This is a genomic window from Idiomarina sp. OT37-5b (assembly GCF_002968395.1).
Classification (GTDB): Bacteria; Pseudomonadota; Gammaproteobacteria; order Enterobacterales; family Alteromonadaceae; genus Idiomarina; species Idiomarina aquatica.
This window is the reverse complement of the sequence record NZ_CP027188.1, coordinates 1,617,839-1,642,019: the sequence shown is the minus strand read 5'-3', so window position 1 is coordinate 1,642,019 and position 24,181 is coordinate 1,617,839. Positions and strand designations below refer to the sequence as shown.

Annotated in this window: 20 protein-coding genes; 12 read left to right on the top strand and 8 right to left on the bottom strand. The window is 52.5% G+C overall.

Translation table 11 applies throughout. From position 1 onward, the window contains the following. The first annotated feature begins 1 nt into the window (after position 1). From C5610_RS13685 to asnB, 3 genes are read left to right on the top strand one after another with little or no spacing between them, the layout of a single operon-like run. Complete coding sequence (locus C5610_RS13685; protein WP_262339803.1) at positions 2 to 124, top strand: hypothetical protein; 123 nt, start codon at positions 2 to 4, stop codon at positions 122 to 124. 4 nt (positions 125 to 128) lie between these two features. Further along, complete coding sequence (locus C5610_RS07625) at positions 129 to 1,196, top strand: aspartate carbamoyltransferase (protein WP_105306661.1); 1,068 nt, start codon at positions 129 to 131, stop codon at positions 1,194 to 1,196. A gap of 18 nt (positions 1,197 to 1,214) precedes the next feature. Beyond that, positions 1,215 to 3,230, top strand: coding sequence for an asparagine synthase (glutamine-hydrolyzing) (gene asnB, locus C5610_RS07620; protein ID WP_105306660.1), 2,016 nt, complete (start codon positions 1,215 to 1,217; stop codon positions 3,228 to 3,230). On the opposite strand, the gene msrB is transcribed toward asnB, so the two are convergent. Further along, a complete protein-coding gene (msrB, locus tag C5610_RS07615) occupies positions 3,227 to 4,369 on the bottom strand; it encodes a peptide-methionine (R)-S-oxide reductase MsrB (protein ID WP_105306659.1) in 1,143 nt (380 codons plus the stop codon). The genes asnB and msrB overlap by 4 nt on opposite strands. 47 nt (positions 4,370 to 4,416) lie before the next feature. On the opposite strand from msrB, the gene C5610_RS07610 reads away from it, so the two are divergent. Continuing rightward, positions 4,417 to 5,442, top strand: a complete 1,026-nt coding sequence (locus C5610_RS07610; RefSeq protein ID WP_187346259.1) for a hypothetical protein — start codon at positions 4,417 to 4,419, stop codon at positions 5,440 to 5,442. Here C5610_RS07610 and C5610_RS07605 read toward each other — a convergent pair. The 5 genes from C5610_RS07605 to C5610_RS07585 form a co-directional block, all read right to left on the bottom strand. Beyond that, a complete protein-coding gene (locus C5610_RS07605; protein WP_105306658.1) occupies positions 5,397 to 7,145 on the bottom strand; it encodes an ExeM/NucH family extracellular endonuclease in 1,749 nt (582 codons plus the stop codon). The two genes, C5610_RS07610 and C5610_RS07605, sit on opposite strands and share 46 nt — an antisense overlap. Then, positions 7,142 to 7,627: a MarR family winged helix-turn-helix transcriptional regulator gene (locus C5610_RS07600; RefSeq protein WP_105306657.1), complete on the bottom strand. Its 486-nt coding sequence runs from the start codon at positions 7,625 to 7,627 to the stop codon at positions 7,142 to 7,144. The genes C5610_RS07605 and C5610_RS07600 overlap by 4 nt, the downstream gene beginning before the upstream one ends. A gap of 32 nt (positions 7,628 to 7,659) precedes the next feature. Further along, a complete protein-coding gene (locus C5610_RS07595; RefSeq protein WP_105306656.1) occupies positions 7,660 to 8,760 on the bottom strand; it encodes a CsiV family protein in 1,101 nt (366 codons plus the stop codon). Continuing rightward, positions 8,757 to 12,242: a transcription-repair coupling factor gene (gene mfd / locus C5610_RS07590; RefSeq protein WP_105306655.1), complete on the bottom strand. Its 3,486-nt coding sequence runs from the start codon at positions 12,240 to 12,242 to the stop codon at positions 8,757 to 8,759. Before mfd ends, C5610_RS07595 begins: the two co-directional genes overlap by 4 nt. Positions 12,243 to 12,338: 96 nt before the next feature. Next, complete coding sequence (locus C5610_RS07585) at positions 12,339 to 12,962, bottom strand: PilZ domain-containing protein (RefSeq protein ID WP_105306654.1); 624 nt, start codon at positions 12,960 to 12,962, stop codon at positions 12,339 to 12,341. Positions 12,963 to 13,046: 84 nt separating this feature from the next. Here C5610_RS07585 and C5610_RS07580 point away from each other — a divergent pair, with 84 nt between their 5' ends. From C5610_RS07580 to C5610_RS07570, 3 genes are read left to right on the top strand one after another with little or no spacing between them, the layout of a single operon-like run. Beyond that, a complete protein-coding gene (locus C5610_RS07580; RefSeq protein WP_105306653.1) occupies positions 13,047 to 14,273 on the top strand; it encodes a lipoprotein-releasing ABC transporter permease subunit in 1,227 nt (408 codons plus the stop codon). After that, positions 14,266 to 14,958, top strand: coding sequence for a lipoprotein-releasing ABC transporter ATP-binding protein LolD (gene lolD, locus C5610_RS07575; protein ID WP_105306652.1), 693 nt, complete (start codon positions 14,266 to 14,268; stop codon positions 14,956 to 14,958). Before C5610_RS07580 ends, lolD begins: the two co-directional genes overlap by 8 nt. Then, on the top strand, positions 14,952 to 16,181 hold the full coding sequence (locus C5610_RS07570; protein ID WP_105306651.1) for a lipoprotein-releasing ABC transporter permease subunit: 1,230 nt from the start codon (positions 14,952 to 14,954) through the stop codon (positions 16,179 to 16,181). Before lolD ends, C5610_RS07570 begins: the two co-directional genes overlap by 7 nt. Positions 16,182 to 16,188: 7 nt before the next feature. Here the strand turns inward: C5610_RS07570 and C5610_RS07565 are convergent, their stop codons facing one another. Further along, positions 16,189 to 16,713: a DUF2062 domain-containing protein gene (locus tag C5610_RS07565; RefSeq protein ID WP_105306650.1), complete on the bottom strand. Its 525-nt coding sequence runs from the start codon at positions 16,711 to 16,713 to the stop codon at positions 16,189 to 16,191. Between the two features lie 44 nt (positions 16,714 to 16,757). Here C5610_RS07565 and C5610_RS07560 point away from each other — a divergent pair, with 44 nt between their 5' ends. Genes C5610_RS07560 through kdsB form a run of 5 tightly spaced genes read left to right on the top strand, consistent with a single transcriptional unit; the run spans position 16,758 to position 22,793 of the window. Next, positions 16,758 to 19,049, top strand: coding sequence for a DNA internalization-related competence protein ComEC/Rec2 (locus C5610_RS07560; RefSeq protein WP_105306649.1), 2,292 nt, complete (start codon positions 16,758 to 16,760; stop codon positions 19,047 to 19,049). 58 nt (positions 19,050 to 19,107) lie between these two features. After that, complete coding sequence (gene msbA, locus C5610_RS07555; RefSeq protein WP_105306648.1) at positions 19,108 to 20,853, top strand: lipid A export permease/ATP-binding protein MsbA; 1,746 nt, start codon at positions 19,108 to 19,110, stop codon at positions 20,851 to 20,853. 2 nt (positions 20,854 to 20,855) lie between these two features. Then, on the top strand, positions 20,856 to 21,833 hold the full coding sequence (gene lpxK, locus C5610_RS07550) for a tetraacyldisaccharide 4'-kinase (protein ID WP_105306647.1): 978 nt from the start codon (positions 20,856 to 20,858) through the stop codon (positions 21,831 to 21,833). A 10-nt stretch (positions 21,834 to 21,843) separates the two neighbouring features. Continuing rightward, a complete protein-coding gene (locus tag C5610_RS07545; protein ID WP_105307747.1) occupies positions 21,844 to 22,041 on the top strand; it encodes a Trm112 family protein in 198 nt (65 codons plus the stop codon). After that, complete coding sequence (gene kdsB / locus C5610_RS07540) at positions 22,038 to 22,793, top strand: 3-deoxy-manno-octulosonate cytidylyltransferase (RefSeq protein WP_105306646.1); 756 nt, start codon at positions 22,038 to 22,040, stop codon at positions 22,791 to 22,793. Before C5610_RS07545 ends, kdsB begins: the two co-directional genes overlap by 4 nt. A gap of 21 nt (positions 22,794 to 22,814) precedes the next feature. Here kdsB and C5610_RS07535 read toward each other — a convergent pair whose 3' ends face one another. Next, positions 22,815 to 24,161 carry a KamA family radical SAM protein gene (locus tag C5610_RS07535; RefSeq protein WP_105306645.1) on the bottom strand — a complete coding sequence of 449 codons (1,347 nt, stop codon included), beginning with the start codon at positions 24,159 to 24,161 and terminating at the stop codon, positions 22,815 to 22,817. Positions 24,162 to 24,181: the final 20 nt, after the last annotated feature.

Here is a 24,181-nt window from a genome sequence, read left to right as displayed (position 1 = left end):
CATGCAACTCCCGGAACTGGCTTTTACCGTGTTGATTATTGTTGCATTGGCATTGACCTGCTTAACGCCGATCATTTTGCTGGTGCTGTTCGTAAAAGATTATTTTTCTAAAACATTATGGTAACCCTATGAACATAAAAGATGTGTCGTTTGACCGGGAACGTCCGGATGTCTGTGGCGACGCGCACCCGAAAGCACTGTTAAGAGCGATTCAGGAAGACGGTGACTACCTTTTAAAACTTGCGAATCAACACATTGTTTCGTCCGATCAGTTTACCCAAAACGGAATGTTGCAACTGTTCCGGTTGGCGGCCAAGTATGAAGCCAACCCACGTCGTTTTAGCACGTCATTACAGGGCAAAATCCTGATTTCAGCATTCTATGAGCCGAGTACCCGCACGCGGCTGTCGTTCGAAAGTGCCTGGCACCGGCTGGGTGGCGACATCATGTCGATCACTGATCGGTCGACAACCGGTATTGCCAAAGGGGAATGTCTGGCCGACGTGGCGGAAATGTTCAATAACTACGGTGATTGTGTGGTGCTGCGGGACAATAATGAGAGCTCGCTCGAGGAGATGATCGATTCACTGCGAATTCCCATCATTAACGCCGGTAACGGCAGCGATGAACACCCCACGCAGGCGCTCGCCGATCTCTACGCGATGTTTAAATGGCGTCCGCAGTTAGCAACCGAGCAAGCGAGCCAGCATGCGGTGAAGATTGGGGTCATTGGTGTGCCCAATAAAATGCGCACCGTGCGCAGTCTGATCAAGTCGCTGTGTAAGTTTCCCGATGCGGTGGCCGAGTTGGTTATTATTCATGATGAAAGTGCCAGCGCGGAACTGTTTGGACAGCAACAACGTGAGCAAATCGAACAGGCGGGGATTCGTATCCGCACCTCGAACGATCTTAATGCGGTATTACCGGAGCTGGATGTTATTTACATCAATGCCATCTCCTGGGAGGGTGAAACCTTTAATACCTACGGTACGTCGTTTGCACTGAATGCACAGTCGCCGTTAAAAGAGGGGGCGATCATTCTGCATCCACTCGCCCGTGGAGCCGAACTGAGTACGGATCTCGACCACACGCCGCACAACTGGTATTTCAGCCAGGCGCGCGGGGCTGTGTTTTTAAGAATGGCGTTACTTACGTGTATGGTACAACGCGCCGAGCGCGTTATCGATGTCGTCTAACAAAAGGAAAAGCAAAGAATGTGCGGAATTGCTGGAGTTTTTCATCATCAAACGGATCGTTCAATAGACGCCCAAACCTTAGTTAACATGGCAGCGATAATGCATCACCGTGGGCCTGATGGTTATGGTTATCAGATTAAACCAGAGCAGGGCGTAGGCTTTAGCCATGCACGTCTTTCCATTATCGACCTGAACGAACAGCGTGGTCGCCAGCCGTTTATGTCGGCAGACCAACGGTTAATGCTGACGCATAATGGGGAGTTTTATGATTTTAAACGGATTCGTGCTGATTTAACCGCACGTGGCGCACGTTTCCGCAGTAAAAGTGACTCGGAAATCGTGTTGCATCTGTTTGAACGCTACGGCCTTGATGCGACGCTGAAAGAGTTGCGTGGCGAATTTGCGTTTGGTCTGTATGACGAAAAAGATCAGAGCCTGTACCTGGTTCGCGACCGCTTTGGCATCAAACCCCTGTACTGGACAGAAACCGAACACGGCGTCGTGTTTGGTTCGGAACTTAAGGTGCTGTTCGCTCACCCGGACGTTAAGCGAGAGTTCTCCGCTGAGGGTTTGTACCATCAGTTGATTCAGGTGATGGTTCCGGGTTCGACCGCCTTTGCCGGTATTAATCAAGTGCAGCCGGGCTATGTGGTCAAGGTAAAACGTGAGCATGGTCGTCTTACGGTCAGCGAACACAAATATTGGGACGTTAACTTTCCCAATGAACACGATTATCCGGGCGACGATGTCGACGAAGAACAATACATCGAGGGCGTTCGTGCGCAGTTATTGGAGGCGGTACAACACCGTATGACCGCGGATGTACCGGTGGGTTGTTACTTGTCCGGCGGCATCGACTCCTGCTCAATTCTCGGTTTGGCCTCGGCGTCAACGCAGACCTCCGTGAAAGCCTTTACCATTGGTTTTGATTCTGACGACTATGATGAAACACCGATAGCACGGGAAATGGCAGAGGCCACCCAGGCAGACCATCATATTATGGCGTTGAAAGCCAACGACCTGTATGACCACTTTGTAAAAACCTTGTGGCACACGGAGCGAACCATCTATAACACCCTCGGGGTGGCCAAGTACCTGATGAGCCAGCAGGTGCACGAAGCCGGCTATAAGGTCGTAATGACAGGCGAGGGCTCCGATGAGCTGTTTGCCGGCTATCCCGCGTTCCGCAAGGATATGTTCTTGCACGGGTTGGATCATCTGCCGGAAATTGAACGACTGGAATGGCAGCAATTGCTGGAGAAGAACAATAAGTTGTTTAAAGGAGCGATGCTGGCAAGGGAAGAGTTCGTCAGCGAAGCCTTTAACCAAAAAATGGGCTTTACCCCAAGCTGTGTGCAGCCATGGTTGTCATGCAGCAGTGTCGCCTTGCCATTGATGTCAGCTGAACTGCGGGAGCGGGTGACGGATTATGACCCGAGTAAGGCGATTGCGGATACCCTGGATGAGACCATGCTGGAGGGGCGGCATCCATTGGATCGCGCACAATACGTGTGGATAAAAACCATGCTTGAAGGACAAATCCTCACCTGGGGTGGTGACCGCGTTGATATGGCTAACTCGATGGAGGCGCGGCCGGCGTTTTTGGACCATCACTTGGCAGAGTACGCATTTACTGTACCGCCGCATCTGCGTATTAAAGGTAATAAAGAAAAATACGTATTGCGGGAGGCCATGAAAGGCTTATTACCGGAAACGCTCTACAAACGTGAGAAGTTTGCCTTTATGGCACCGCCGGCGCATACCGATCCGGAAAAATGGAAAGCGGTTGAAAAACTGGCGGAACAGTTCTTAAATCAGCGCGCGGTAGAAGCCGCCGGTTTATTGGATTACGAGGAAGTGGTACGAACCTTTGAACGCCATCAGGATCCGAATGTACCGGCCGAAGAACAAGTACAATTGGATGCGGTGATTAATCACATGCTGGGTGTACAGGTGCTGCACCACCATTTCGTCGCAACCGATGTGCCGCAACAAGCGGCACAAAGGGCAAAAGAGCTGGGCTGGGTTGCCTAACGCTGACCGTTTTTCGGTTCTACGTACTGAATAAAGTCCGCATAGCCGCGTTGTTTCATTTCCGCCAGTGGAATGAATTCCAACGCGGCCGAGTTCATGCAGTAGCGTAAGCCGGTCGGCTGCGGACCATCCTCGAAAACATGCCCTAGATGGGAGTCGGCGTAGCGGCTACGCACCTCGGTACGGGTGAAAAACCAGCTGTTGTCTTCTTTTTCAACCACGGCGTCGGCTTGTATCGGTTGCGTAAAGCTCGGCCAGCCGGTGCCGGACTTGTATTTATGTCGTGATGAAAATAAGGGCTCACCACTGACGACATCGACGTAAATGCCTGGCTTTTTGTTATCCCAGTAGCGATTATTAAAGGGTTCCTCCGTTTCATCCTGCTGTGTTACCGCAAACTCAATGGCACTGAGTTGTTGCCGTAACTGCTGTTTGGAAGGCTTGTTGAACGACTGCCAGGGGTATTGGGTATCGGTTGACGGCTCACCGCCCGGGTTGTCATTGCTAAAGCCATAGTAATCGACCTGAGGCGTGTCACCCCAGTGTTTCTCGACAAAATCATAGCGGCCTGAGTTATAGGTGTAGACTTTATAGCGGATCGGGTTTTTATCGTAATAATCCTGGTGATAGGTTTCGGCACGATAAAACTGCGTAAAGTCGGTGATTGGAACCACAATCGGTTGTGAAAAGGGCCCGTTTTCACTCAACCACTGCTTAGACTGTTCAGCGACCCGGCGTTGTTCGTCATTATGTACAAAAATTTCCGGACGGTACTGCTTGCCTCGGTCGACAAACTGGCCGTCGGCGTCGGTCGGATCCATGATTCGCCAGAATTTTTGCAGTAAACCGGCGTAACTGATGACCTTGGGATCGTAGTAAATTTGCACTGCTTCGGTGTGACCTGTGTTGCCGGCGGAAACCTGTTCATAACTCGGATTGGGTTCTGTGCCTCCGGTATACCCTGAAACCACCTCGCGGACACCGTCAAGTTGCTCAAAGGCCTCTTCGACACACCAAAAGCAACCGCCTGCCAGTGTCGCCACGGCCTCGTTTTGTTGCTTTTCTGTTGACGAATTTTGTGCGATGCTGAGAGTGCTGGTCAGCAGCAAGCAAAAGCCTAACATTATGGTGAAGCGCATATAACCTCCAGATGACATGGCTGCTAATAGCTTATAGGTGGGATTGGGTGAAAAAGTTCTCTGCATTGGCTATTTATTTATTAACCGCTGCGCCGGTGGTGGCGCAGGAGGCTGACGCGCAGACTTCTAAGGCGGTGGAAAAAGCCTGGTACGACAGCTTTCGTGAGGGGCTGACCACCTCCGTTGATGCCACAGCCCGCTGGGTAGACAGTTTTTTTGCGGAAGATCGGTTTGAAGAATCTTATGGTTCCTATGGGCGCTTATCAATAGCGCCGCAGTGGAGCGGTTATGACGGCTTCGAGGTTAAATCACGTTTTCGGGCGCGAGTTAATCTCCCACACGCGAAAGAGCAGTTCTCCGCGTTTATCGGTCGTGTCGACAGTGATGAATTTCTGGATGAAGGTTCCGCCGGCCGGCCGTCAATCATTCGCTCTCCCAGCTCGGATGAAGAATGGCTGGTGGGGCTGGGATTTGAGCCCAGCATGAATGAGCAACACCGGGTTTCCTACAGCATTGGCGTTCGCGGCGGGCTTGATTTCGATACTTATGTACGCGGTCGTTATATGACCGATATGGTGTTGAGTGAATCGGTTTTGGCGCGCTTCCAAAGCTCTGCGTTTTGGCGTGACAGCGATGGTTTCGGCGTTGCCCAACGCGTCGATCTGGAAGCCAGCTTAACCGAAACGGTGTTGGCGCGCTGGTCGTCACTGGGCACTTACGCACAAGAAACTGAGGGACTGCGCTGGAGTAGCACCCTACGCGCCTATAAGCTCTACGGTGAAGATAAAGCCATTGCCGTGGAGACCTGGGTGGAGGGGCAAACGGATTTTGCCGTACCGGTAAACGACTATGGTCTGCGGTTACTTAACCGGCAACGCTACCTGCGCGAATGGTTATTTGTGGAAACCTGGCTGGGTTACCACTGGCCCCGCGAGCAATTGTATGAGCAACGCGAGGGCCATTGGATGCTGGGGCTGGAGCTGGAAATTCACTTTGGCACGACCAACGCCTATTTGCCACAGCGGTCTCAATCGTCTTCCGACCAGGATAAGTCCAATAACAAGGGATCATGATCCGACGAGCGGTAGGGACCCGGCTGATAATAATCCGCGTCCCGGTAATCGTAACTGACCGGTTCATCAGCATTAAAATTAACATGCTGAGTATGGCTGACTTTGGGCACCAGTGATTGGTGCACAAAAATATGATCCAACGAACCTGCCTGACTGTCGTAGACGTAGGAGTATTCTTTTGCGTCCGACACATTGGGGTAGCCGTTTTCAATAAAGTACTGAATCGGATCTTCCTGATAATAGGCGTTAAAATCGCCCAGTAGCACTGGGTTCGGTAGTTGTTGCTGTTCGATCCAGCTTAGCAATTCCTGAGCGGACTCTACGCGCAACGCATTCCAGCAAGCTTGGCCATCGTTCTGATTCGCATTAATACCGTCATCGGGACAGCTGCCTTTGGATTTAAAATGATTCACTACCACGGTTAATGGCTGCTCAACACCCTCTACCTTAAAGGTCTGCGCTAATGGCACCCGGCTACCGCGGCGAAATGGCCCTTGTTCAAGCGTTGCGGCGTGTGATACCGGGGTTAGCCGTTGTGGATTGTAAATGATGCCTACACTGATCTGGTCAGTGCCAACCCGGGTGGAGCGGGGCTGGGCAATGGCATAATCGATACGGCTGGCGTCGTTAATCGCATCAACCAGTTCGCGGATGGCACTGTGCTGTTCAAAACCATCGTTTTCAACTTCCATCAGACCAACGACATCGGCCTTAAGCGCTGTAATGGCGGCAACCAGCTTATCCTGCTGACGTTGCAATTGCGCCGGAGAGCGCGCACCCCGCTCGGTCGGAAAGCCGTTGCCCTGACCATCACCATTAAAGTAGTTGAGCATATTAAAACTGGCGATGCGGATATTATCGCTGAGTTTGGGCACAATCGCGGTGATTTGTGAGCGTTGGTCAAGTTGTGGGGCGGTGGTAGGTTGGAGGCGATAATCGTCACGAAATTGCGACAATATACCGGTGACCGGCTTTATTGTAGCGCCACTGCGAAGACTGTTCTGAGGGCCATGAAACAGCTGTTGGTGTGGCAGCTGCTGTGGCTGTGTCTGGCTATTGTCGTCAATCTGTAGACGATTCAGCTGATTGCTTTTGGCCAAGGCCTGCGCCGCAGCCCCGGGTTTCGCGATCTGGGTTGGTGTCCATAAACGGCCGGCTGAGACATCAAAATAACCGTGACGGGCCAATGGGTAATGGCCGGATATCGTTAAGGGTTGGTCGGCGCTAATGGTCACTAACATCCCTTCGTGGGCTTCAGCCTGTTGCTCGCTGGTAAACGGCAATGTCAGTTCGACTGGGCTAACGGCCTCCGCCTGGCCACATTCAAACACCGCCGTGGTATTGGTTAGCATGGTAAGACCGTCGGTTTCATTGACAGTACCGGTCACTTTCAACAGCGTACCTGCTTTAATGTCTTGATAAACCTTACCTGAGGCCTTGATAAACAACCCTTCGGAAGTGTTGCTGTCATTGTCCTGTTGCTGTTGCGTGGATTGTAAAAACAGTCCGCCAAGTTGCTCCTTGGCGCTCCAGTTTTGAGTAACCACGCCAATGGTCGTTATTTGCTCACCGAGTTTGGGTGATTGGGTTGCCGAGCCTTGAATCTGTGCAATAGGTGTCAGTCCGGCATCGGAGTCGCAGTTTTGTGCCGCGCCGGGTAGGGCGAAGAAAAGTGCCGAGAGCGACAGAAGCGTTTTTTTCATTTTCCTGATTCCATTTTATGATAACTGCCCACTTCAAGTACCGGGGCGGCGTCCAAACGTTCAGCGTCCATCATTGCCGCAATGCGCTGCATTGACGACAACAACAATGACTGTTCCCAGTCATCGAGTGCTTGAAACTTTTCGATGAAGTCTTCCTGTAACGGCTGCGGTGCTTTGTTCAGCAGTGAGCGTCCTTCCTCAGTCAGATAAAGCAGCACCCGGCGTTTATCGGTGTGACTGCGGCGACGATGAATGAGTTGCCGGTGCTCCATCCGTTCAATGACATTGGAAACGGTTGCCGGGCTCAGGGTGATGTTCTGAGCCACTTCGCTGGCCGTTATACCATCACGGGCAACAATCTCGCGCAAGATCAGCAACTGTGGTGCCGTTAAACCGGAGTATTTGTTTAATTGTTTGGAATACAGATCGATGGCACGAATGACCTTGCGTAAGGCCAGTAGCAGTTCTTCGTACTTTTCCATAGTCCAATCCTTTTGCTGAAAAACGGTAGTTATCAGTACCGGCGGGCGGACAAGTCCGTGCGCCGAATTTGTATGACCATACCGACGTTGGGGTGGTCAAAATAGTGGGTTTCGTGGCTGATTACCCGGCGCAGTTGATCAAACAAATAAGCGCGTAAAAAGGGCTGCCGAGTGTCTTTATCCTGCAATATCCACTCCGCCTGCTGCTCCAGATCCGCAGGGGTTAAATCCAACATGTCGACGTCGCGCAAATTAAATGTATTATCAATGTGTAAGTAGTTACCGATAAGGAACACATGCAGCAGGCCATCCAGTTCCCACACACGCTCAGGCTGGTTGTTGTCGGTTAAAGGCTGAGGCCGTTGCTGTTCGCCGGCGGAGAATTCACCGTTGCCGCTGTTAACCGCGTCCAGTAATTGCTCAACACGATCAAGCAACGCTAACTCAGTCGCTGATGCCTCGGCTGACGGCTCGTCAACCGCAAAGCCATCGTAGCGAAAGGCATCGCTGAATTGCTGGCCACCGAACAGGCGGATGGTGTAATTCTGACGTTTACCAAACACTGGCTGTCGCCAGGCCACATGCAGCAAGGGTTTGGCTAATCCTTTGCGCTCCAGTTCACGACGAGTTTCGCTAAGCACATGAGTGGATTTGGGCAGTAAAAACGGCGCACGGGCGCTATGAATGTCGCCGCCGTTACCGTCGATGACGACGTCGGTCTGTTCGATTGTGGCGATGCGCGGTTGTGGCGCCAATGGGTTGCCGGGAATAGGAATCAACTCGCGTTCGTGGTCAAATTGACAGTCAATCTGCAGCGTCAACGGCTCCGCGCGGGTAGCGTCTGCCCCCGGTAACGGCCATTGCGGACAAGGCTCAAGTCCGGCAACCAGTGCCGGGAAGTCGCGGTTGATGTAGGGCGTTAGCAAATCATAACTGCCGGCCACGGGAATCGGCGTTACCGACGCTGGAAAGGTCTCGTTGATATCCTGCTCAACCGTGTGTTTAAACAGCAATACTTCGACTTCAAACCACCGCCAGTAGGCGCGATCGGGTAACTTTGCCTGTACCGGCATAATGGCTAGCCAACTTAACACACTGATTAAGCCCGCATATACTGTACGCCGTAGCGTCATTCGGTCAACTCCTGAGAAAAATCAGTTAGTAACGACTCTATCAGTTTTAGACGGCTTTGAGTATCCTCAAGCGACTGACTGATACGCAATCGATTTGGCCCGTCGAGCTTATAGTGACTTGGTGCTGTTTGCATCAGACGAATAATAGCCTCGGGTTTTACCTTAGTGTCATCTGCGAATTCAAGCACACCGCCTTGATTTCCCATATCGATTTTTCGAATTCCTAACCGTTCGGCCTGATTGCGAAGCGCTGTTTGACGGATTAAGTTTTTCGCCGCATCCGGTAACAAGCCAAAGCGATCGATCAGTTCGACCTGGATGTCCTGTAGCTGTTGTTCGCTGTCACTGCTGGCAATGCGTTTGTATAGACTCAAGCGATTATTGATATCCGGGATGTAATCGTCCGGTAGGAGTGCCGGTATGCGTAAGTCGACTTCAGCCCGTGAGCGGGTTAATCCTTCCAGCGACGGTTCTTTGCCGTCTTTCAGAGCCTGCACCGCCTGCTCCAGCATATCCATGTACAATGAAAAGCCGATACTTTCTATCTGTCCGCTTTGTTCATCACCCAACAGTTCGCCGGCACCACGAATTTCCAGATCGTGGGTAGCTAGCATGAAGCCAGCGCCAAGATCTTCTAATTGAGCGATCGCTTCCAGACGTTTTAGCGCATCTTTGGTCATCCGCTTCGGGTGAGGGGTCAGCAAGTAGGCGTAGGCCTGGTGATGCGAACGTCCGACCCGGCCGCGAAGCTGATGCATTTGTGCCAGTCCGAGGTGATCGGCACGATCCATAATAATGGTGTTAGCGCTGGGGACATCGATGCCGGTTTCGATGATGGTGGTACACACCAGCACATTAAAGCGCTGGTGATAAAAGTCGGACATGATGCGTTCCAGCTCGCGTTCGCGCATTTGACCATGAGCGACGGTGATACGCGCTTCCGGTACCAGTTGTTCAATGTCGCGCGCGGTTTTCTCGATGGTGTCAACGTTGTTGTGCAGAAAATACACCTGTCCACCCCGCAGAATCTCCCGCAAAATAGCTTCCCGCACGGTGGCGTCATCGTACTGGCGGACGAAGGTTTTAACCGCCAGCCGCTTGGCCGGAGGGGTTGCAATAATGGACAGATCACGAATGTTATTCATCGCCATATTCAACGTGCGCGGTATTGGTGTCGCCGTCAGGGTCAGGATATCCACGTCGGCGCGCATACGCTTAATGGTTTCTTTTTGACGCACGCCAAAACGGTGTTCTTCATCAACAATCAACAGCCCCAGATCGTTGCACTTAATGTTCTCCTGCAACAGTTTGTGGGTACCGATAATGATATCAACCTGACCGTTTTCCAGATCCTGCAAAATTTGTTTGGACTGCTTTGCGGTTTTAAAGCGCGACAGTACCTCAACCCGCACCGGCCAATCGGCAAAGCGGTCTTTAAAGTTTTCATAATGTTGTTGTGCCAACAGCGTGGTGGGCACCAGCACCATTACCTGCTTGCCGTCGTTGACCGCGATAAAGGCCGCGCGCATGGCCACTTCGGTTTTGCCGAAGCCAACGTCACCGCAAACCAACCGATCCATTGCCCGCGGAGCTCGCATATCAGCAGTCACTGCAGCGATGGCCTGTTGTTGGTCGATGGTTTCTTCAAACGGAAAACCGTCGGCAAAGCGTTGATAATCCTCTTCGACGATGGTGAAAGGATAGCCGGGCTTGGCTTCCCGGCGCGCGTAGACATCCAGCAGTTCGGCCGCGACATCGCGAATTTTTTCCGCGGCTCGTTTTTTGGCTTTTTCCCAGGTGTCGTTGCCGAGCTTGTGCAACGGCGCGTGATTGTCTTCGCCACCGCTGTAACGGCTTAATACGTCGAGTGAGGCAACCGGTACATAAAGCTTGGAGCCACCCGCGTACTCGATGGTAACGAATTCCGTAGTGACATTACCGGCATCGAGGGTGGTTAATCCCTGGTAACGGCCGACGCCATGTTCAATATGCACCACCGGCTGGCCAATTTGCAGTTCCGCCAGGTTTCTAATCAGCGTGTCCGGACTGACGGTTGCTTTTTGTTCGCGCCGCCGGCGCTGGGCCACCTTGTTACCAAACAATTCGGTTTCAGTGATAAACCAGAGCTTTTCATTCAGCAAATGAAACGAATTAACCACCGGGCTGACCAGTAGCCCCAGTGGCTCAGAACGGTTCAGAAAATCGTCCAGACTGCGAACCGGCGTTAACTGCCAGCCCAGCCGCGCAGTCAATTCCCGCAACGTCTCCTTGCGCCCGGCACTCTCTGCAGAAAACAGCACCCGTTCGCCGTTACTCAGCGCTTCATCGATGCGCCGCGCCAGTTTTGCAAAGGGGTTCTTACTGTGGTGATCGGCGGCAATATCGGTCACGATTTCGGTGTCGAACGTTACCGCTCCTGGCGTCGGTTTATCCGCGGGGATTGCCGTGCGGATGCGGCGCAACTGTTTAAAGCCGGAGTGAATTTCGTTGGCCGGTAAAAACAGTTCATTGGGGTGTAACAGTGGCCGTAGCGTGTCGTGACGGCGCTGTTCATAGCGGTGATTAATGTCAGTCCAGAGCCGTTCGAGCGCCCCCTGAATATCACCGAAACTGACCAGTACGGTGTCGTCAGGAAGGTAGTCAAACAGCGTTGCAGTCTGCTCAAAGAATAACGGCAGGTAATACTCGATGCCGCCGGGTAACTGAGATTTACTGACCTGCTGATAGACGGAATCGCGTTCGGTGGTGATGTCAAAACGTTCCCGGAATTGTGCACGAAAACGGTCAATACCGGCTTTGGTTAGCGGAAACTCATGTGCCGGCAGCAGGCGGATTTCCTCAACCGGATCCTGTGATAGCTGTGTTTCCGGATCAAAGGGTCGAATGCTGTCCAGTTCATCATCAAAAAAGTCCAGTCGATAGGGGCTGTTGCTGCCCATCGGGAATAAGTCGAGGATGGAACCGCGGGCACTAAACTCGCCGTGTTCCATGACTTGGTTGACGGAGCGGTAACCAGCCTGTTCGAGTTCGGTACGGAGCGCCAGATGATCCAATTGCTGACCGACCCGGAAAGACATCGCCTGGCTTTTTACAAAATGAGTGGGGGCAATACGCTGCATCAGCGTATTGACGCTGACAATCAGTGCCCCGCGTTTGGCACTTGGCAATCGCGCCAGTACGCTCAAACGCTCAGAGATGATGTCCTGATGCGGTGAAAAGCTGTCATAGGGTAGCGTTTCCCAGTCGGGAAACAAGGTAATGTCGTCATGATACTCAGTGTGTTCGCCGGCAAAGTAGCGAACTTCTTGCTCCAGCCTATGCGCTTGATTGGCGTCGGCAGTAACGATTAACACTCGGCCGGGCGTGCGATCGATAAGTTTTGCCAAGGCCAGCGCTTCGGCACTACCACGCAGATTAACCCAACTGATGTCACGTTCACTTGTGGTCGGGAACGGAGGTTGTAAAACAGATACTTCAGCCATGAGGATCCAACTACCCATTAAAAGACGTGGGCATTATACCGATTTGGCAACGGATTTGGATGACTTATGCGGTTAATCTTGTGCGCTTTTGTCCGTTTATGCGTCGTCTGTGGTTGGCTTTGACTGCTGTTGGCGTTGTTGCGCCCGGCGCTTTAATTGGCGGCTTTGCGCATGCAAGCTGGCACGGATGAGGTGTTCCTGATCCTGTTCAAGAATTTGCGCAAATGCCAGGGTCAGTATCTGTTGCTGACGTTCGTCATCATAATCACAGCTGTCGCAGCGCAAATAACAGTAAACCGCCAGTGATTCTTCCTTAAAAAATAATTTCGCCCGAAATAACTGGCCGGCCTCAAAGGGTCGGTTTGATAGCACGCGTAAGCCGCCACCGCCATATTCAATACCATCATAACGTTGCTGCGGGTCGTCTTCATAACGCAATAGGTAACCGAGCATCATCACCATACGTTGGTTCATCTGCTCAAGTAATGTCACCAGAACCGGCGAATGCTGGCTGTCCATCTTTAATTTTTGCAGCAGATCCTGGTCGCTGCCGACCATGTTCGACGCGACTTTGAAGAGTTCCGGCATTTCCTGCTCGAAATCAAACCGGTCGGGCACCTCAAAATCGTCAGCAAGCACTTCCAGATTAACCGGAAATTGCTCAGCAACGGTAAAGAAATCGCCGATTTGTTGTGTCTGAGATATTGGGGAATCCGCCATATTCCGCCCTTTTAGTTGTCAGGCCTGTCACAACTCATTATCCTTGCTGGTTATTAATTAGCAACATTAGTTTTTGAGAGGGTAATGTTTCAACCCGTTACGCTGTTCATTGCCATACGTTATGGCCGTGCACAAAAAAGTTCTGCCTTCACGCGTTTCATTAATCGGTTCGCGTTGGGCGGTATCGCGCTGGGAATCATGGCATTGATCGTGGTGATGTCGGTGATGAATGGCTTTGAGCACGAACTGAAACAACGCATTCTTGGTGCTGTGCCCCAGGTGACGCTGACCGCGAAGCAACCACTCAGCGACTGGCAACAGCAGTTGATGGAACTGCCCGAGCATCCGGCAGTCGCAGCTACACTGCCGTTAGTGCAAAGCCAAGCGGTTATTCAGGGACGTGACGAAATGGTGGTGGCGATGGCGCGTGGTCGGGTTAGCCATGATAGCAGTGATGGTTTACCGCCACGTTTGCGTGATGCCTTGCGGGTTGGCCAATGGCAGCTACTTAATGAGGGTACGTTTCGGGTGATACTGGGGCAGGCTGTCGCGCAGCGGCTCGGCGTTACGGTGGGCGACTCGGTGCGAATGATTACTGCGGCGGGCGCGGTCTATACGCCCTTTGGCATGGTACCGGCGCAGCGACGCTTTGACGTGGTGGGGATTTTTGCGCTGGAATCGGAAATTGACAGCGGCCTGGTTGTTACCGCCGCGGCGGATCTCAATCGATTGATGCGGCAGCCGGCGGCATCCATTCAGGGGTTCCAGTTGCAATTGACCGATGCCTTTGACGCACCGCGGGTAGCGGCAGCCTATCGTGAGCAAACCGATTATCAGGTGGATGACTGGCGGCAGCAATTTGGTCAACTGTTTAATGCGGTAGCGATGGAAAAACGCATGATGTGGCTAATGCTGGCTCTGATCATTGCGGTGGCCGCCTTTAATACCCTGTCGGCACTGGTAATGGTGATTAATGAGAAGCGTCATGATATTGCCATTTTGCAAACCATCGGCCTGACGCAGCCGCAAATCCGCAGAGTGTTCTTATTACAGGGCAGCTATAACGGCATTATCGGCACGGCTGTCGGGGTGTTGGCGGGATTGCTGATCAGTCTCTTTTTGAACCCGTTGTTATCCCTGTTGGGCGTCAATCTGATGGCGATAAGTCCGGCTGGACTGCCGGTGTTGATCGACGCTGGGCAGGTGATTCTGGTTGCTCTTGCATCACTGATATTATGCCTGGTCGCCACCGTATATCCGGCCCTAATGGCAGCAAAAACACAACCTTCGGAGGCCTTACGTTATGACTAAGCCATTGTTGCAGGGGCAGCAGCTCAGTAAAGTGTACGATGATGGCAGTGGCCAGGTTACCGTGCTCGATGCCGTAGATTTTAGCGTGGCACCCGCGGAAATGGTGGCTATTGTCGGCGCGTCCGGTTCGGGTAAAAGTACGTTAATGCATTTACTTGCCGGGTTGGATCGGCCAACCCAGGGCAAGGTGTTGTTTAACGGTGAAGATATTACCGGTTGGTCAGCGAGCAAACTGGCACAATGGCGCAATCAAAACCTGGGTTTTGTCTATCAATTCCACCATTTGTTACCCGAATTCAACGCGCTAGAAAATGTGGCGATGCCGTTACTGATTAGCGGTTGTGATAAAGCCACTGCCAGCCGCCGTGCAACCGAGCTGTTGCGGCGGGTTGGGCTGGAACAGCGTATGCACCATCGTCCGGCACAACTGTCCGGTGGCGAACGTCAGCGGGTTGCTATTGCCCGAGCTTTCGCTAACCAGCCCAAATTGATCATAGCGGATGAGCCAACGGGGAATCTCGATGGCGAAACCGCCGAATCCGTTTATCAGCTAATGCTGGAACTGAACCGCGAACAACAAACCGCGTTTATTATTGTCACCCATGACGAACATTTGGCGGCTCAGTTGCAACGAACCGAGCGACTGCAACGGGGACATTTGCAGGGGAGTAGCGGCTCGTGTTGACCTGGAGTATTGCCAGACGATTTCGCCGGCAACGTGGTCACACCGGCTTCTTGAGCTTTATTTCGGCGTCATCGACGTTGGGTATCGTATTGGGGTGCGCGGTATTGATCGTGGCACTGTCGATGATGAACGGCTTTCAGGGAGCGTTGCAAAATCAGTTGTTGCGCGTGGTTCCCCATGTTGAGTATCAGCGGGTTGACGGAACCTTCGATGATTGGCAGGCGATTGCAGAAATTGCCTATCGAGATGAAGCCGTTAGCTCTGTGCGGCCGGTGATAAAGCAAACGGCAATGGTGCAGGCCGGCGCTGAATTCAAAGGCGTGCTGCTGCAGGGGATTGCCACGCAGGCTGACGGTAATGACGTGTTTGATTTTATCGCCGCCGATGCGTTGCAGCAATTACAGCAGGGCAGTAACACCGTAGTGCTTGGTGCCGGTTTGGCAGAAGACTTGGCGGTAACGGTTGGTGATACGGTTACGCTGTTGATTGCCGAACGGGGTGAGGATGCCTTTCAGGCACCTAAGCGGCATCGTCTGAAGGTCGTCGGATTATTTGAATTTGGTGGTGAAATTGATCACCAGAACGCTTACACGTCGTTGGCTACGGCGCGCGCATTGGCCGGCATCGAAAGTGGCGTAACCGGTATCCAACTGAGTGTTCGCAATGTTTTTAGCGCGGATGCAGTGGCACAACGAGTCGGTAATCAACTGCCAAATCTGGTTTATGTTAACCACTGGATGCGCACCCACGGGCATTTGTACCGCGATATTGAGTTGGTGCGTACGGTGATCTATCTGGTGTTAGTCCTGGTTATGGCGGTGGCCTGTTTCAACATTGTCTCGACGCTGGTGTTGACGGTGACAAAAAAGCAGGCACAGATCGCAATGCTGAAAACCATGGGCTTGGCGGACTGGAAGATCATCCTGGTGTTCGTTTGGCAAGGTCTGCAAAACGGCTTATTAGGTGTCTTTTGGGGCGCGCTTGCCGGCATGGGCTTAGCGTGGTTGCTGCCGGATGCCATAGCGGCGCTGGAGGCGTTGTTTGCCGTGCAGGTACTTAATGACGATATCTACTTTGTCAGCCGTATTCCCTCGACCTTACGTTGGCAGGACGTGACCCTGGTGTGTTCGGTCGCCTTGAGCATGAGTTTATTGGCCACACTTTATCCGGCCTGGCGGGCGACCCGGGTTGAACCGGCGCGTGCATTGCACGGCTCGCATTAGTTGCTGCTTATTTGTTGTGGTGGCGTGAACCGGGACGCCGGCGCCAGGCCTTAACCACGGAGCGCCGCCATAAAAATCGAATGCCGAGATAGCCGATAATACTGGCCACGGTACCCAGTACCAGGCAACCGGTAATCAATGACGGACCAATGGTTGAAATACTGCTGAACAGCCAGTCCCAGCTGAGTTCAAAGCTGAACGGCTGTGGCGGCGCCGAGAGCAACCAGTTGCCGACTCGGTAACACAGGTAAAACATGGGGGGCATGGTGATGGGGTTGGAAACCCAGACCAGTCCAACGGAGAGCGGCAAATTTACCCGAAATGGAATAGCTGCAGCGGCCGCCAGCGCCATCTGAAAAGGAACCGGAATAAAGGCGGTAAACAGGCCAACAGCGAATGCTCCCGAAGCGGAGCGGCGGTTTAAATGCCAAAGATTTGCGTCGTGCAATAAACTGCCGAACAGCCGTATAAGCCGAGTTTGCTTAATTTTGTCGTGATCCGGCATCAACTTTTTAATGACACGTCGCGCCATAAAACTACCTGCTAATTGATTATGACCCCTGGTCAGGAGCAACGATGGACCGTTGTTTACTCTCTTTTATTGTGGGAATCGGTATCAGTTTGTTGCTACCGATCACCAACGACAACCTGATCCTATTGAGCATCAGTGCCTGGGCCGTGCTGGTCGGCTATTGGGTACCGCGAGCGCGAGCCGTTGCTACCGCTGTTGTGGCGATATTTTGCGGGATTAGCGTGACAACTGCAACACTAAATTGGCAGGCAACACAGGCTGAGCGCCTGCTCAACTCAGGCACCAAGCAATGGCTTGATGTTACCGTGGTTGAAATTCCACAGGTTTTCTCCCACCACACGCGTTTTATTGCATCCATCGAAGTACCGCAGAACGGATTTTTCCCCGCCGTGCTGGCACAACCTAAACTGCAATTGTCCTGGTATGGCGATGATGCTGAACAGATACAACTTGGACAGCGCTGGCGGGCTGAAGTTGCACTGAAGGGGTTTCGCAACTACTGGAACGAGGGCAGTCGTGATTATCTTGCGACCATGCAACGGCGGGGCATTGTCGCCCGGGGAACGGTCAGTCAAGGTCACTTATTGGCTGAAAAAAACGGTTTACGGGCGCGGTTGGTGCGGGTGTTTGAACAGCGCGACGATGGTCATCAGGGCATACTGGCGGCACTGGGCATCGGTGTGCGAGAGTTGCTCAGTGCCGAACAACAGCGTGATTGGCAGCACAATGGTCTCACCCATGCGTTGGCGATATCGGGGTTGCATTTAAGCCTGGTTGGCTGGGCCGGATTGATGATTGGTCGGGTATTGGTGGCAAGGTTGTTGGGTCAACGTTGCTCAAATGCGGGCCTAGAGCAGCGAAGCATTCACCCGTTAAGTTTGTTGGTGGCGTTAAGTATCGCGTTCGGGTATGCCTGGCTCGCCGATTTTTCGATAGCGACCCTGCGTGCCTTAATTATGTTCGCTGTTATTGTTGTGCATCGCGTGTTGGCGTTGAATGTCAGCGCCTGGCAACTGCTATTACGCACCGTTGCGGTGTTGCTGTTGCTCGACCCGCTGGCGTTATTGGATGCGGGATTCTGGCTGTCAGTTACAGCACTAGTGACCATCTTCACGACCTTATGGCGCTGGCGTAGCAAAGGTGCTGTCGGCAAGTGGCAAGGGTTGCTCAGGCTACAGGGTATGTTTTTGGCGGTGATGGCGCCGTTGTCGTTGCATTGGTTTGGCGGTGTGTCAGTCATAGCCCCGGCGATTAATGTGCTGGTACTGCCGGTCATCAGTCTGTGGTTGCTACCGCTGACCTTATTGGGTGTGGTGGCCGAACTGAGCTACGCACATACTTTTGCTGATAACCTTTGGTATCTGGCCGCGTTGCCCATGCATGTTATCGCGCCGTTTTTGAGCTGGACAGCTGAGTTTTCCTGGAGTTGGTGGCAGCCGCCCTTCAAGTTGCCATTGACGGCGTTATTGGCCGTGATGCTGGTAGTGTTGTTACCGCTCTCGCAGCGACTGTTGAAAGCGGTTTTGTTATTGACGGTGCCGCTGGCGCTCAGTGCCTGGCAGGTCAGCCGGCCGCGCGCGGATGATCTTTACCTGCACGTGCTTGATGTCGGGCAGTCGCAAGCGTTGGTGATCGAACGTGCTGGCCGCGCCTGGTTGGTGGATACCGCGATGGGCTATGATTCCGGCTACAATCTGGCGGCAACGGTGATTGAACCCTTCCTACAAAGCCGGCAACTGCAACTTGAAGCCGTGTGGGTGAGTCACCGCGATCGCGATCACAGCGGCGGGGTAAGCTATCTGCAACGAAAATACCCGCACATCAGTTGGTTTGGTGCGTTGACGCCGACACCCTGTGAGGAGGGTATGGAAGGGCGCTGGAACCAGATAAACTGGAAGGTATTATGGCCACCGCGAGTGGCACCACAACATACCAGTAGCAACAATGCGTCGTGTGTACTGTGGTTCCAATACGGTCAATTCACGTTTTTATTGCCTGGCGACATTGAATTCGGTGCTGAGCGCCACATCGCCGAGGCAAACGGCTTTCGACCGGCCGACGTTATGGTTGCACCCCACCATGGCAGTAAAACATCCAGTGGTTGGTTGATGTTGAAGCAGGTGCGGCCGTCATTGATTCTGATCAGCAATGGTGAGCATAAAGGGTTTAACTTTCCGCACCGTTACACAACGCAACGCTATCGGCATCTGCAGCGGCGCTGGTTTAATACTAAGGATCACGGTCAACTGTCGGTGGTCAGTGACGGCCAAGGCTGGCAACTGCTGTTACCTATGGCGCAAAAGCGACTGCGTAAACTCTATCATTTGGGTGACTAGCCATACGCGGTATAAAACAGGTAGAATGCGCGGGTATTTAGCAACTTATCGAGACTGCATGGACTCTCCGAGTTTAAAGAAAAAAACGTTTAGACGTTTACTTGGCTACATTAAGCCCTACAAGCTGACCTTCGCTATTGCCATCCTGGGCATGGTGGGTTTTTCCGCAATCGATACCTGGTTCTTTTCGCAAATAGAGACCTTGATTGACGATGGTCTCGGCAAGGGCAATTCCCGCATCTTGTTTATCGGTGGCCTGATTGTACCGGTGTTTTTTGTCATACGCGGACTGTTTAATGTTGCCAGTAATTATTTTCTGAATTACGTTGGTTTTAAAGTGGTCACACGGATGCGTCAACAACTGTTTGACCATTTAATGAAAGTACCGGTGTCGTTTCACGACCAACATTCCACCGGTGAGCTGATCTCGAAAATTACCTATGACACGCAGCAGGTGGCCGAGGCAACCAGTCGTGCAGTGCTGGTCTTAGTGAAAGACGGCGCTTTTGTTATTGGTCTGCTGGGTTTGATGTTTTACCAAAGTTGGCAGCTATCACTGGTCTTTTTGGTGGTGGGGCCTATCATTGCGAAAATTGTTGGGATTGTGTCGAAGCGCTTCCGTGTCGTCAGCAGTCGCATTCAGACCGCAATGGGTAATGTTACCACCACCGCAGAGCAAATGATCAATGGCCATAAAGTCGTGGTCATGCATGAAGGTCAGAAGGTTGAATCGAAACGCTTCGCGGCGATTAATAACAATACTCGTAACCAGAACATGAAACTGGTTAACACCCGCGCGATAAGTACCTCTGTGATTCAGTTTATTGCCTCGCTGAGTTTGTCGATGGTACTGATCCTGGCAAGCTTCCCGGAAATGCTGGAAAAGCTATCGCCGGGCGCCTTTACCACGTTATTAACCGCGATGATCATGTTGCTACGCCCGTTAAAGCAGCTAACCAATATTAACAGTGACTTTCAGCGTGGTATTGCCGCAGCAGCCAGTGTCTTTTCGGTACTGGACGAGCCGATCGAAGTGGACAAGGGCACCTTACTGGTGGATCGGGCGCGCGGTGACATTAAATTTAATCACGTTACCTTTGCCTATAATCAACACGATGAACCCGCGTTACAGGACATCAGCTTCGATCTGCACGAAGGCAAAACCGTTGCTTTGGTAGGGCGCTCGGGCAGCGGTAAGTCGACAATTTCGAGTTTGTTGACGCGTTTTTACGACATTTCAGACGGTGAAATTCTGCTCGATGGTCGCAACATCCAGGATTACAAATTGAAGTGTTTGCGTCGCCAGTATGCGCTGGTTTCGCAGCACGTGACCCTGTTTAACGACACCATCGCGAATAATATTGCCTATGGTGCCGCCGGTGACGTGTCCCGGGAGGACATCATTAAGGCGGCCGAGCAGGCGTACGTGACCGAATTCACCGATAATATGCCAAATGGCCTGGATACTATCGTGGGTGAAAACGGCGTCATGCTCTCCGGTGGACAACGGCAGCGAATCGCGATTGCCCGGGCATTATTGCAGGATGCGCCAATATTGATTCTTGACGAAGCAACCTCAGCGTTGGATACGGAGTCCGAACGGCATATTCAGCAAGCGCTCGGAGCGTTGCGCAAAGATCGTACGTCACTGGTGATTGCGCACCGCTTGTCGACCATCGAAAACGCCGATGAAATTCTGGTGATGGACAATGGTCGTATTATCGAACGCGGCAATCATCAGCAATTACTGCAGCAAGAAGGCGCTTATTATCAGCTGTACAACCTGCAATTCAGCGGGGTATAGCCATGTGGCTTCAGCGTCGCTGGTACGATAAAAGATTGCACCCGCTGCTGTATCTGTTGGCGCCATTATCGTTATTATTTTGGTTGTTGACCAACCTGCGCCGCTCGCTGTACCGCTTTGGTTTGTTGCGCACGCACAAGAGCGATGTGCCGGTGATTGTGGTTGGCAATATCAGCGTTGGCGGCACCGGCAAAACACCGCTGACGATAGCGTTGGTCGAGTGTTTAAAAGCACAGGGTTACCGGCCGGGTATTGTTAGCCGTGGTTATGGCGCGCAAGCGAACTTTCCACATACGGTTAGCGTCGATGATGATGCCGCCACCGCGGGTGATGAACCATTGATGTTGCGCCGTAAGTGCGAGTGTCCGGTGGTGACATCACCGCGCCGGGTAGAAGCAATACAGGCGTTGAGACAACAGTACCCCGATGTTGATGTGATCATTAGTGATGACGGGCTCCAGCACTATGCGATGCACCGTGATATCGAGTTGATATTGATTGATGCCGAGCGCGGTATCGGTAATGGTTGGTTGTTGCCCTGTGGACCCTTGCGAGAAGGCCCGTGGCGGTTAAAAGGGGCAGAATGGGTCCTTTCACTGTATGCGCAGCATCCGTTTGCCCAATATGTGGTTGAAGTGACGCCACAGCCGTGGCGACGAGTCATCGACAATGAATCGGTAGCGGCACCGCCGACACCCTGTTATGCGATTGCTGGTATCGGGAATCCGCACCGTTTTTTCCATGGCTTACGACAACAGGGAATCGAGCCGGAACGTTGTCTTGAATTTCCTGACCACCATAAGTTTACGCCGGCAGACTTTGCTGAAGCCGCCGGCAAGACGATACTAATGACGGAAAAAGATGCCGCAAAATGTCGGGAATTCGCAGCGGATAATTGGTTTTATCAGCCAATAGCGGCACAACTACCGGATGATTTGAGCGCAAAGCTGACTCAGCAACTGCGCAAATTGAGTGCTTGAGGATAACACCATGACTATTGACCCGAGTGTACTGGAAGTGATCGCCTGCCCTAATTGTAAGGGCAAACTCACCTATGCCGAACAGGCTAATGAATTGATTTGTCGCGGCGAACGACTTGCCTATCCCATTGATAGTGGTATTCCGGTATTGATGGCGGAACGTGCACGGACGCTGGATAGTGAAGAAATGGAGAAATTAACCGCATGAGTTTTACCGTCATTATTCCGGCACGCTATCAATCATCTCGATTGCCGGGTAAGCCATTAGCGGATATCGGCGGTAAGCCGATGATCCAACACGTGGTCGAACGCGCCGAACACAGCGGTGCCGCGGAAGTGATTGTGGCGACCGATGACGAACGCGTGAAACAGGCCGTCGAACACTTCGGTGGACGGGTAATGATGACGGCGGCCCATCATCAATCAGGGACGGAGCGGCTCGCCGAAGTGGTAGAGTATCTGGCGCTGGCGGAAGATGAGATCGTTGTTAACGTGCAGGGTGATGAACCCTTTATCCCGCCCGAAATCATTCGTCAGGTGGCGGATAACCTTGCCAATCAGCGGCAGGCGCCGATGGCAACGCTATCCGTGCCAATTGACGAAGATGAGGACATTTTTAATCCCAACGTGGTTAAGGTCGTGCGTGATGCTGCCGGCTATGCGTTGTACTTTAGCCGTGCTGCGATTCCCTGGGATCGTGACAATTTTAATGCGCAACGTACCAATGCTGTCATACGCAGCGACGTGTATCATCGCCATATCGGACTTTATGCTTACCGTGCCGGCTTTGTGCGGCGTTATGTTGATTGGCCGGTATCGCCGCTGGAGCAACTGGAATCATTGGAACAACTGCGGGTGTTGTGGCACGGCGAACGCATTCACGTGGCTGAAGCGATTAAGACACCTATGGCAGGTATTGATACGCCAGACGACTTAGCCGCCGCCCGGCGTCGGGTGTAAGTGACGACGCAGTGATGGACGTTAGTCCATCGCTGCCATCTGTGCGTATTCGTCTTCGAAAAAGAACTTCTCTTCGCCGAACGCCGGTTTCAGTTGATGTAACCAGGTTGCATCCGGGTCATATTTAGCGAAAAACGGGCGTTGTACCCAGTCCGGATTGCGACCCTGAATAAAGCGCAGGACAAACACCTTCTCACCGGCGATCTCAGTAACCCCCTGAACTTCTACCTTACCCGGACCGGCACTCATTGACGGACCACGAACGGTTCGAGCGATACCTGACACCTGTTGATAAGCTTGACGGAAAATCTCCCAGGTGCGTTCCAAGGGCACCTCAAAGTAGCGCTTAGCTCCTGTGTCACGTTCAACGAACATATAGTAAGGAATCATGCCCAGGCTGACTTGTTTCTGCCACATGGTTGCCCAGACATCCGGATCGTCGTTAATGTGGCGTAATAATGGCGCCTGGCAACGAATTTGAACACCCGTACTGCGCAATCGACGAATGGCTTCCTGGCAAACTTCCGTGCGCAGCTCATTGTGGTGATTGAGGTGCGCCATGATCGAAACGTGTTTACCGCCATCCACCAGTTTTTCCAGTAAACGCAGTAAGTCATCGGCGTCCGGATCGGTGATAAAGCGATACGGCCAGAAGGTCAGTGATTTTGTGCCGATACGAATGGTTTTAATGTGATCAAACTCCGGCTTCAACAGGTTCTCAAGATAGTGCTGCAACTTGCGCGTACGCATCACCATAGGGTCACCGCCGGTAACCAGCAAGTCCGTCACTTCTTTGTGCTGAGCCAGGTAACGATGTAATTGATCGGCGTCATTAGAGTTGAAACGCGTTGCCTTGCCGACAAACTGCGCCCAGCGGAAGCAGAACGTGCAGTACGAGTGACAATATTGACCCTGAGCCGGGAAAAACAAGACCGTTTCGCGGTACTTATGCTGCATGCCGGGCAGTGGCTCGCCGTCAACGTGAGGCACGTTCATCTGCATTTGTCCGGCCGGATGCGGGTTCATTTCTTGCCGCAACTGAGTGGCCAGATCAAATACTTCGTTGGTGGTGTGCTTGCCGGACATCAAATCCGCCATACGCTGAAAGGCACTCGGATCCAACATATCTTTTTGTGGGAATGTTAGCTGAAACAGCGGATCGTTTGGCACATTTTCCCAGTCAATCAGTTCGTTGAAGACATATTCGTTCACACGGAAGGGCAGCACATTAGCCACCACTTTCATTTCGAAGCGCATGTCTTCAGGGACTCGGTTCAGCGCTTCAATCTTGTCCAACTGGCGATGTTGGTAAACTTTGAAGCGGCGCGGAGTAATGACGGGTTCTTGTACGTTGACTACTTGCTGCATAAGCCTCTCTGTTCGTTGTT

Excerpts from the sequence above, each read along its gene's own strand:
- C5610_RS13685 (WP_262339803.1), top strand. The coding sequence starts at position 2 with ATGCAACTCCCGGAACTGGCTTTTACCGTGTTGATTATTGTTGCATTG.
- C5610_RS07625 (WP_105306661.1), top strand. The coding sequence starts at position 129 with ATGAACATAAAAGATGTGTCGTTTGACCGGGAACGTCCGGATGTCTGT.
- asnB (WP_105306660.1), top strand. The coding sequence starts at position 1,215 with ATGTGCGGAATTGCTGGAGTTTTTCATCATCAAACGGATCGTTCAATA.
- msrB (WP_105306659.1), bottom strand. The coding sequence starts at position 4,369 with ATGCGCTTCACCATAATGTTAGGCTTTTGCTTGCTGCTGACCAGCACT.
- C5610_RS07605 (WP_105306658.1), bottom strand. The coding sequence starts at position 7,145 with ATGAAAAAAACGCTTCTGTCGCTCTCGGCACTTTTCTTCGCCCTACCC.
- C5610_RS07600 (WP_105306657.1), bottom strand. The coding sequence starts at position 7,627 with ATGGAAAAGTACGAAGAACTGCTACTGGCCTTACGCAAGGTCATTCGT.
- C5610_RS07595 (WP_105306656.1), bottom strand. The coding sequence starts at position 8,760 with ATGACGCTACGGCGTACAGTATATGCGGGCTTAATCAGTGTGTTAAGT.
- mfd (WP_105306655.1), bottom strand. The coding sequence starts at position 12,242 with ATGGCTGAAGTATCTGTTTTACAACCTCCGTTCCCGACCACAAGTGAA.
- C5610_RS07585 (WP_105306654.1), bottom strand. The coding sequence starts at position 12,962 with ATGGCGGATTCCCCAATATCTCAGACACAACAAATCGGCGATTTCTTT.
- C5610_RS07580 (WP_105306653.1), top strand. The coding sequence starts at position 13,047 with ATGTTTCAACCCGTTACGCTGTTCATTGCCATACGTTATGGCCGTGCA.
- lolD (WP_105306652.1), top strand. The coding sequence starts at position 14,266 with ATGACTAAGCCATTGTTGCAGGGGCAGCAGCTCAGTAAAGTGTACGAT.
- C5610_RS07565 (WP_105306650.1), bottom strand. The coding sequence starts at position 16,713 with ATGGCGCGACGTGTCATTAAAAAGTTGATGCCGGATCACGACAAAATT.
- C5610_RS07560 (WP_105306649.1), top strand. The coding sequence starts at position 16,758 with ATGGACCGTTGTTTACTCTCTTTTATTGTGGGAATCGGTATCAGTTTG.
- msbA (WP_105306648.1), top strand. The coding sequence starts at position 19,108 with ATGGACTCTCCGAGTTTAAAGAAAAAAACGTTTAGACGTTTACTTGGC.
- lpxK (WP_105306647.1), top strand. The coding sequence starts at position 20,856 with ATGTGGCTTCAGCGTCGCTGGTACGATAAAAGATTGCACCCGCTGCTG.
- C5610_RS07545 (WP_105307747.1), top strand. The coding sequence starts at position 21,844 with ATGACTATTGACCCGAGTGTACTGGAAGTGATCGCCTGCCCTAATTGT.
- kdsB (WP_105306646.1), top strand. The coding sequence starts at position 22,038 with ATGAGTTTTACCGTCATTATTCCGGCACGCTATCAATCATCTCGATTG.
- C5610_RS07535 (WP_105306645.1), bottom strand. The coding sequence starts at position 24,161 with ATGCAGCAAGTAGTCAACGTACAAGAACCCGTCATTACTCCGCGCCGC.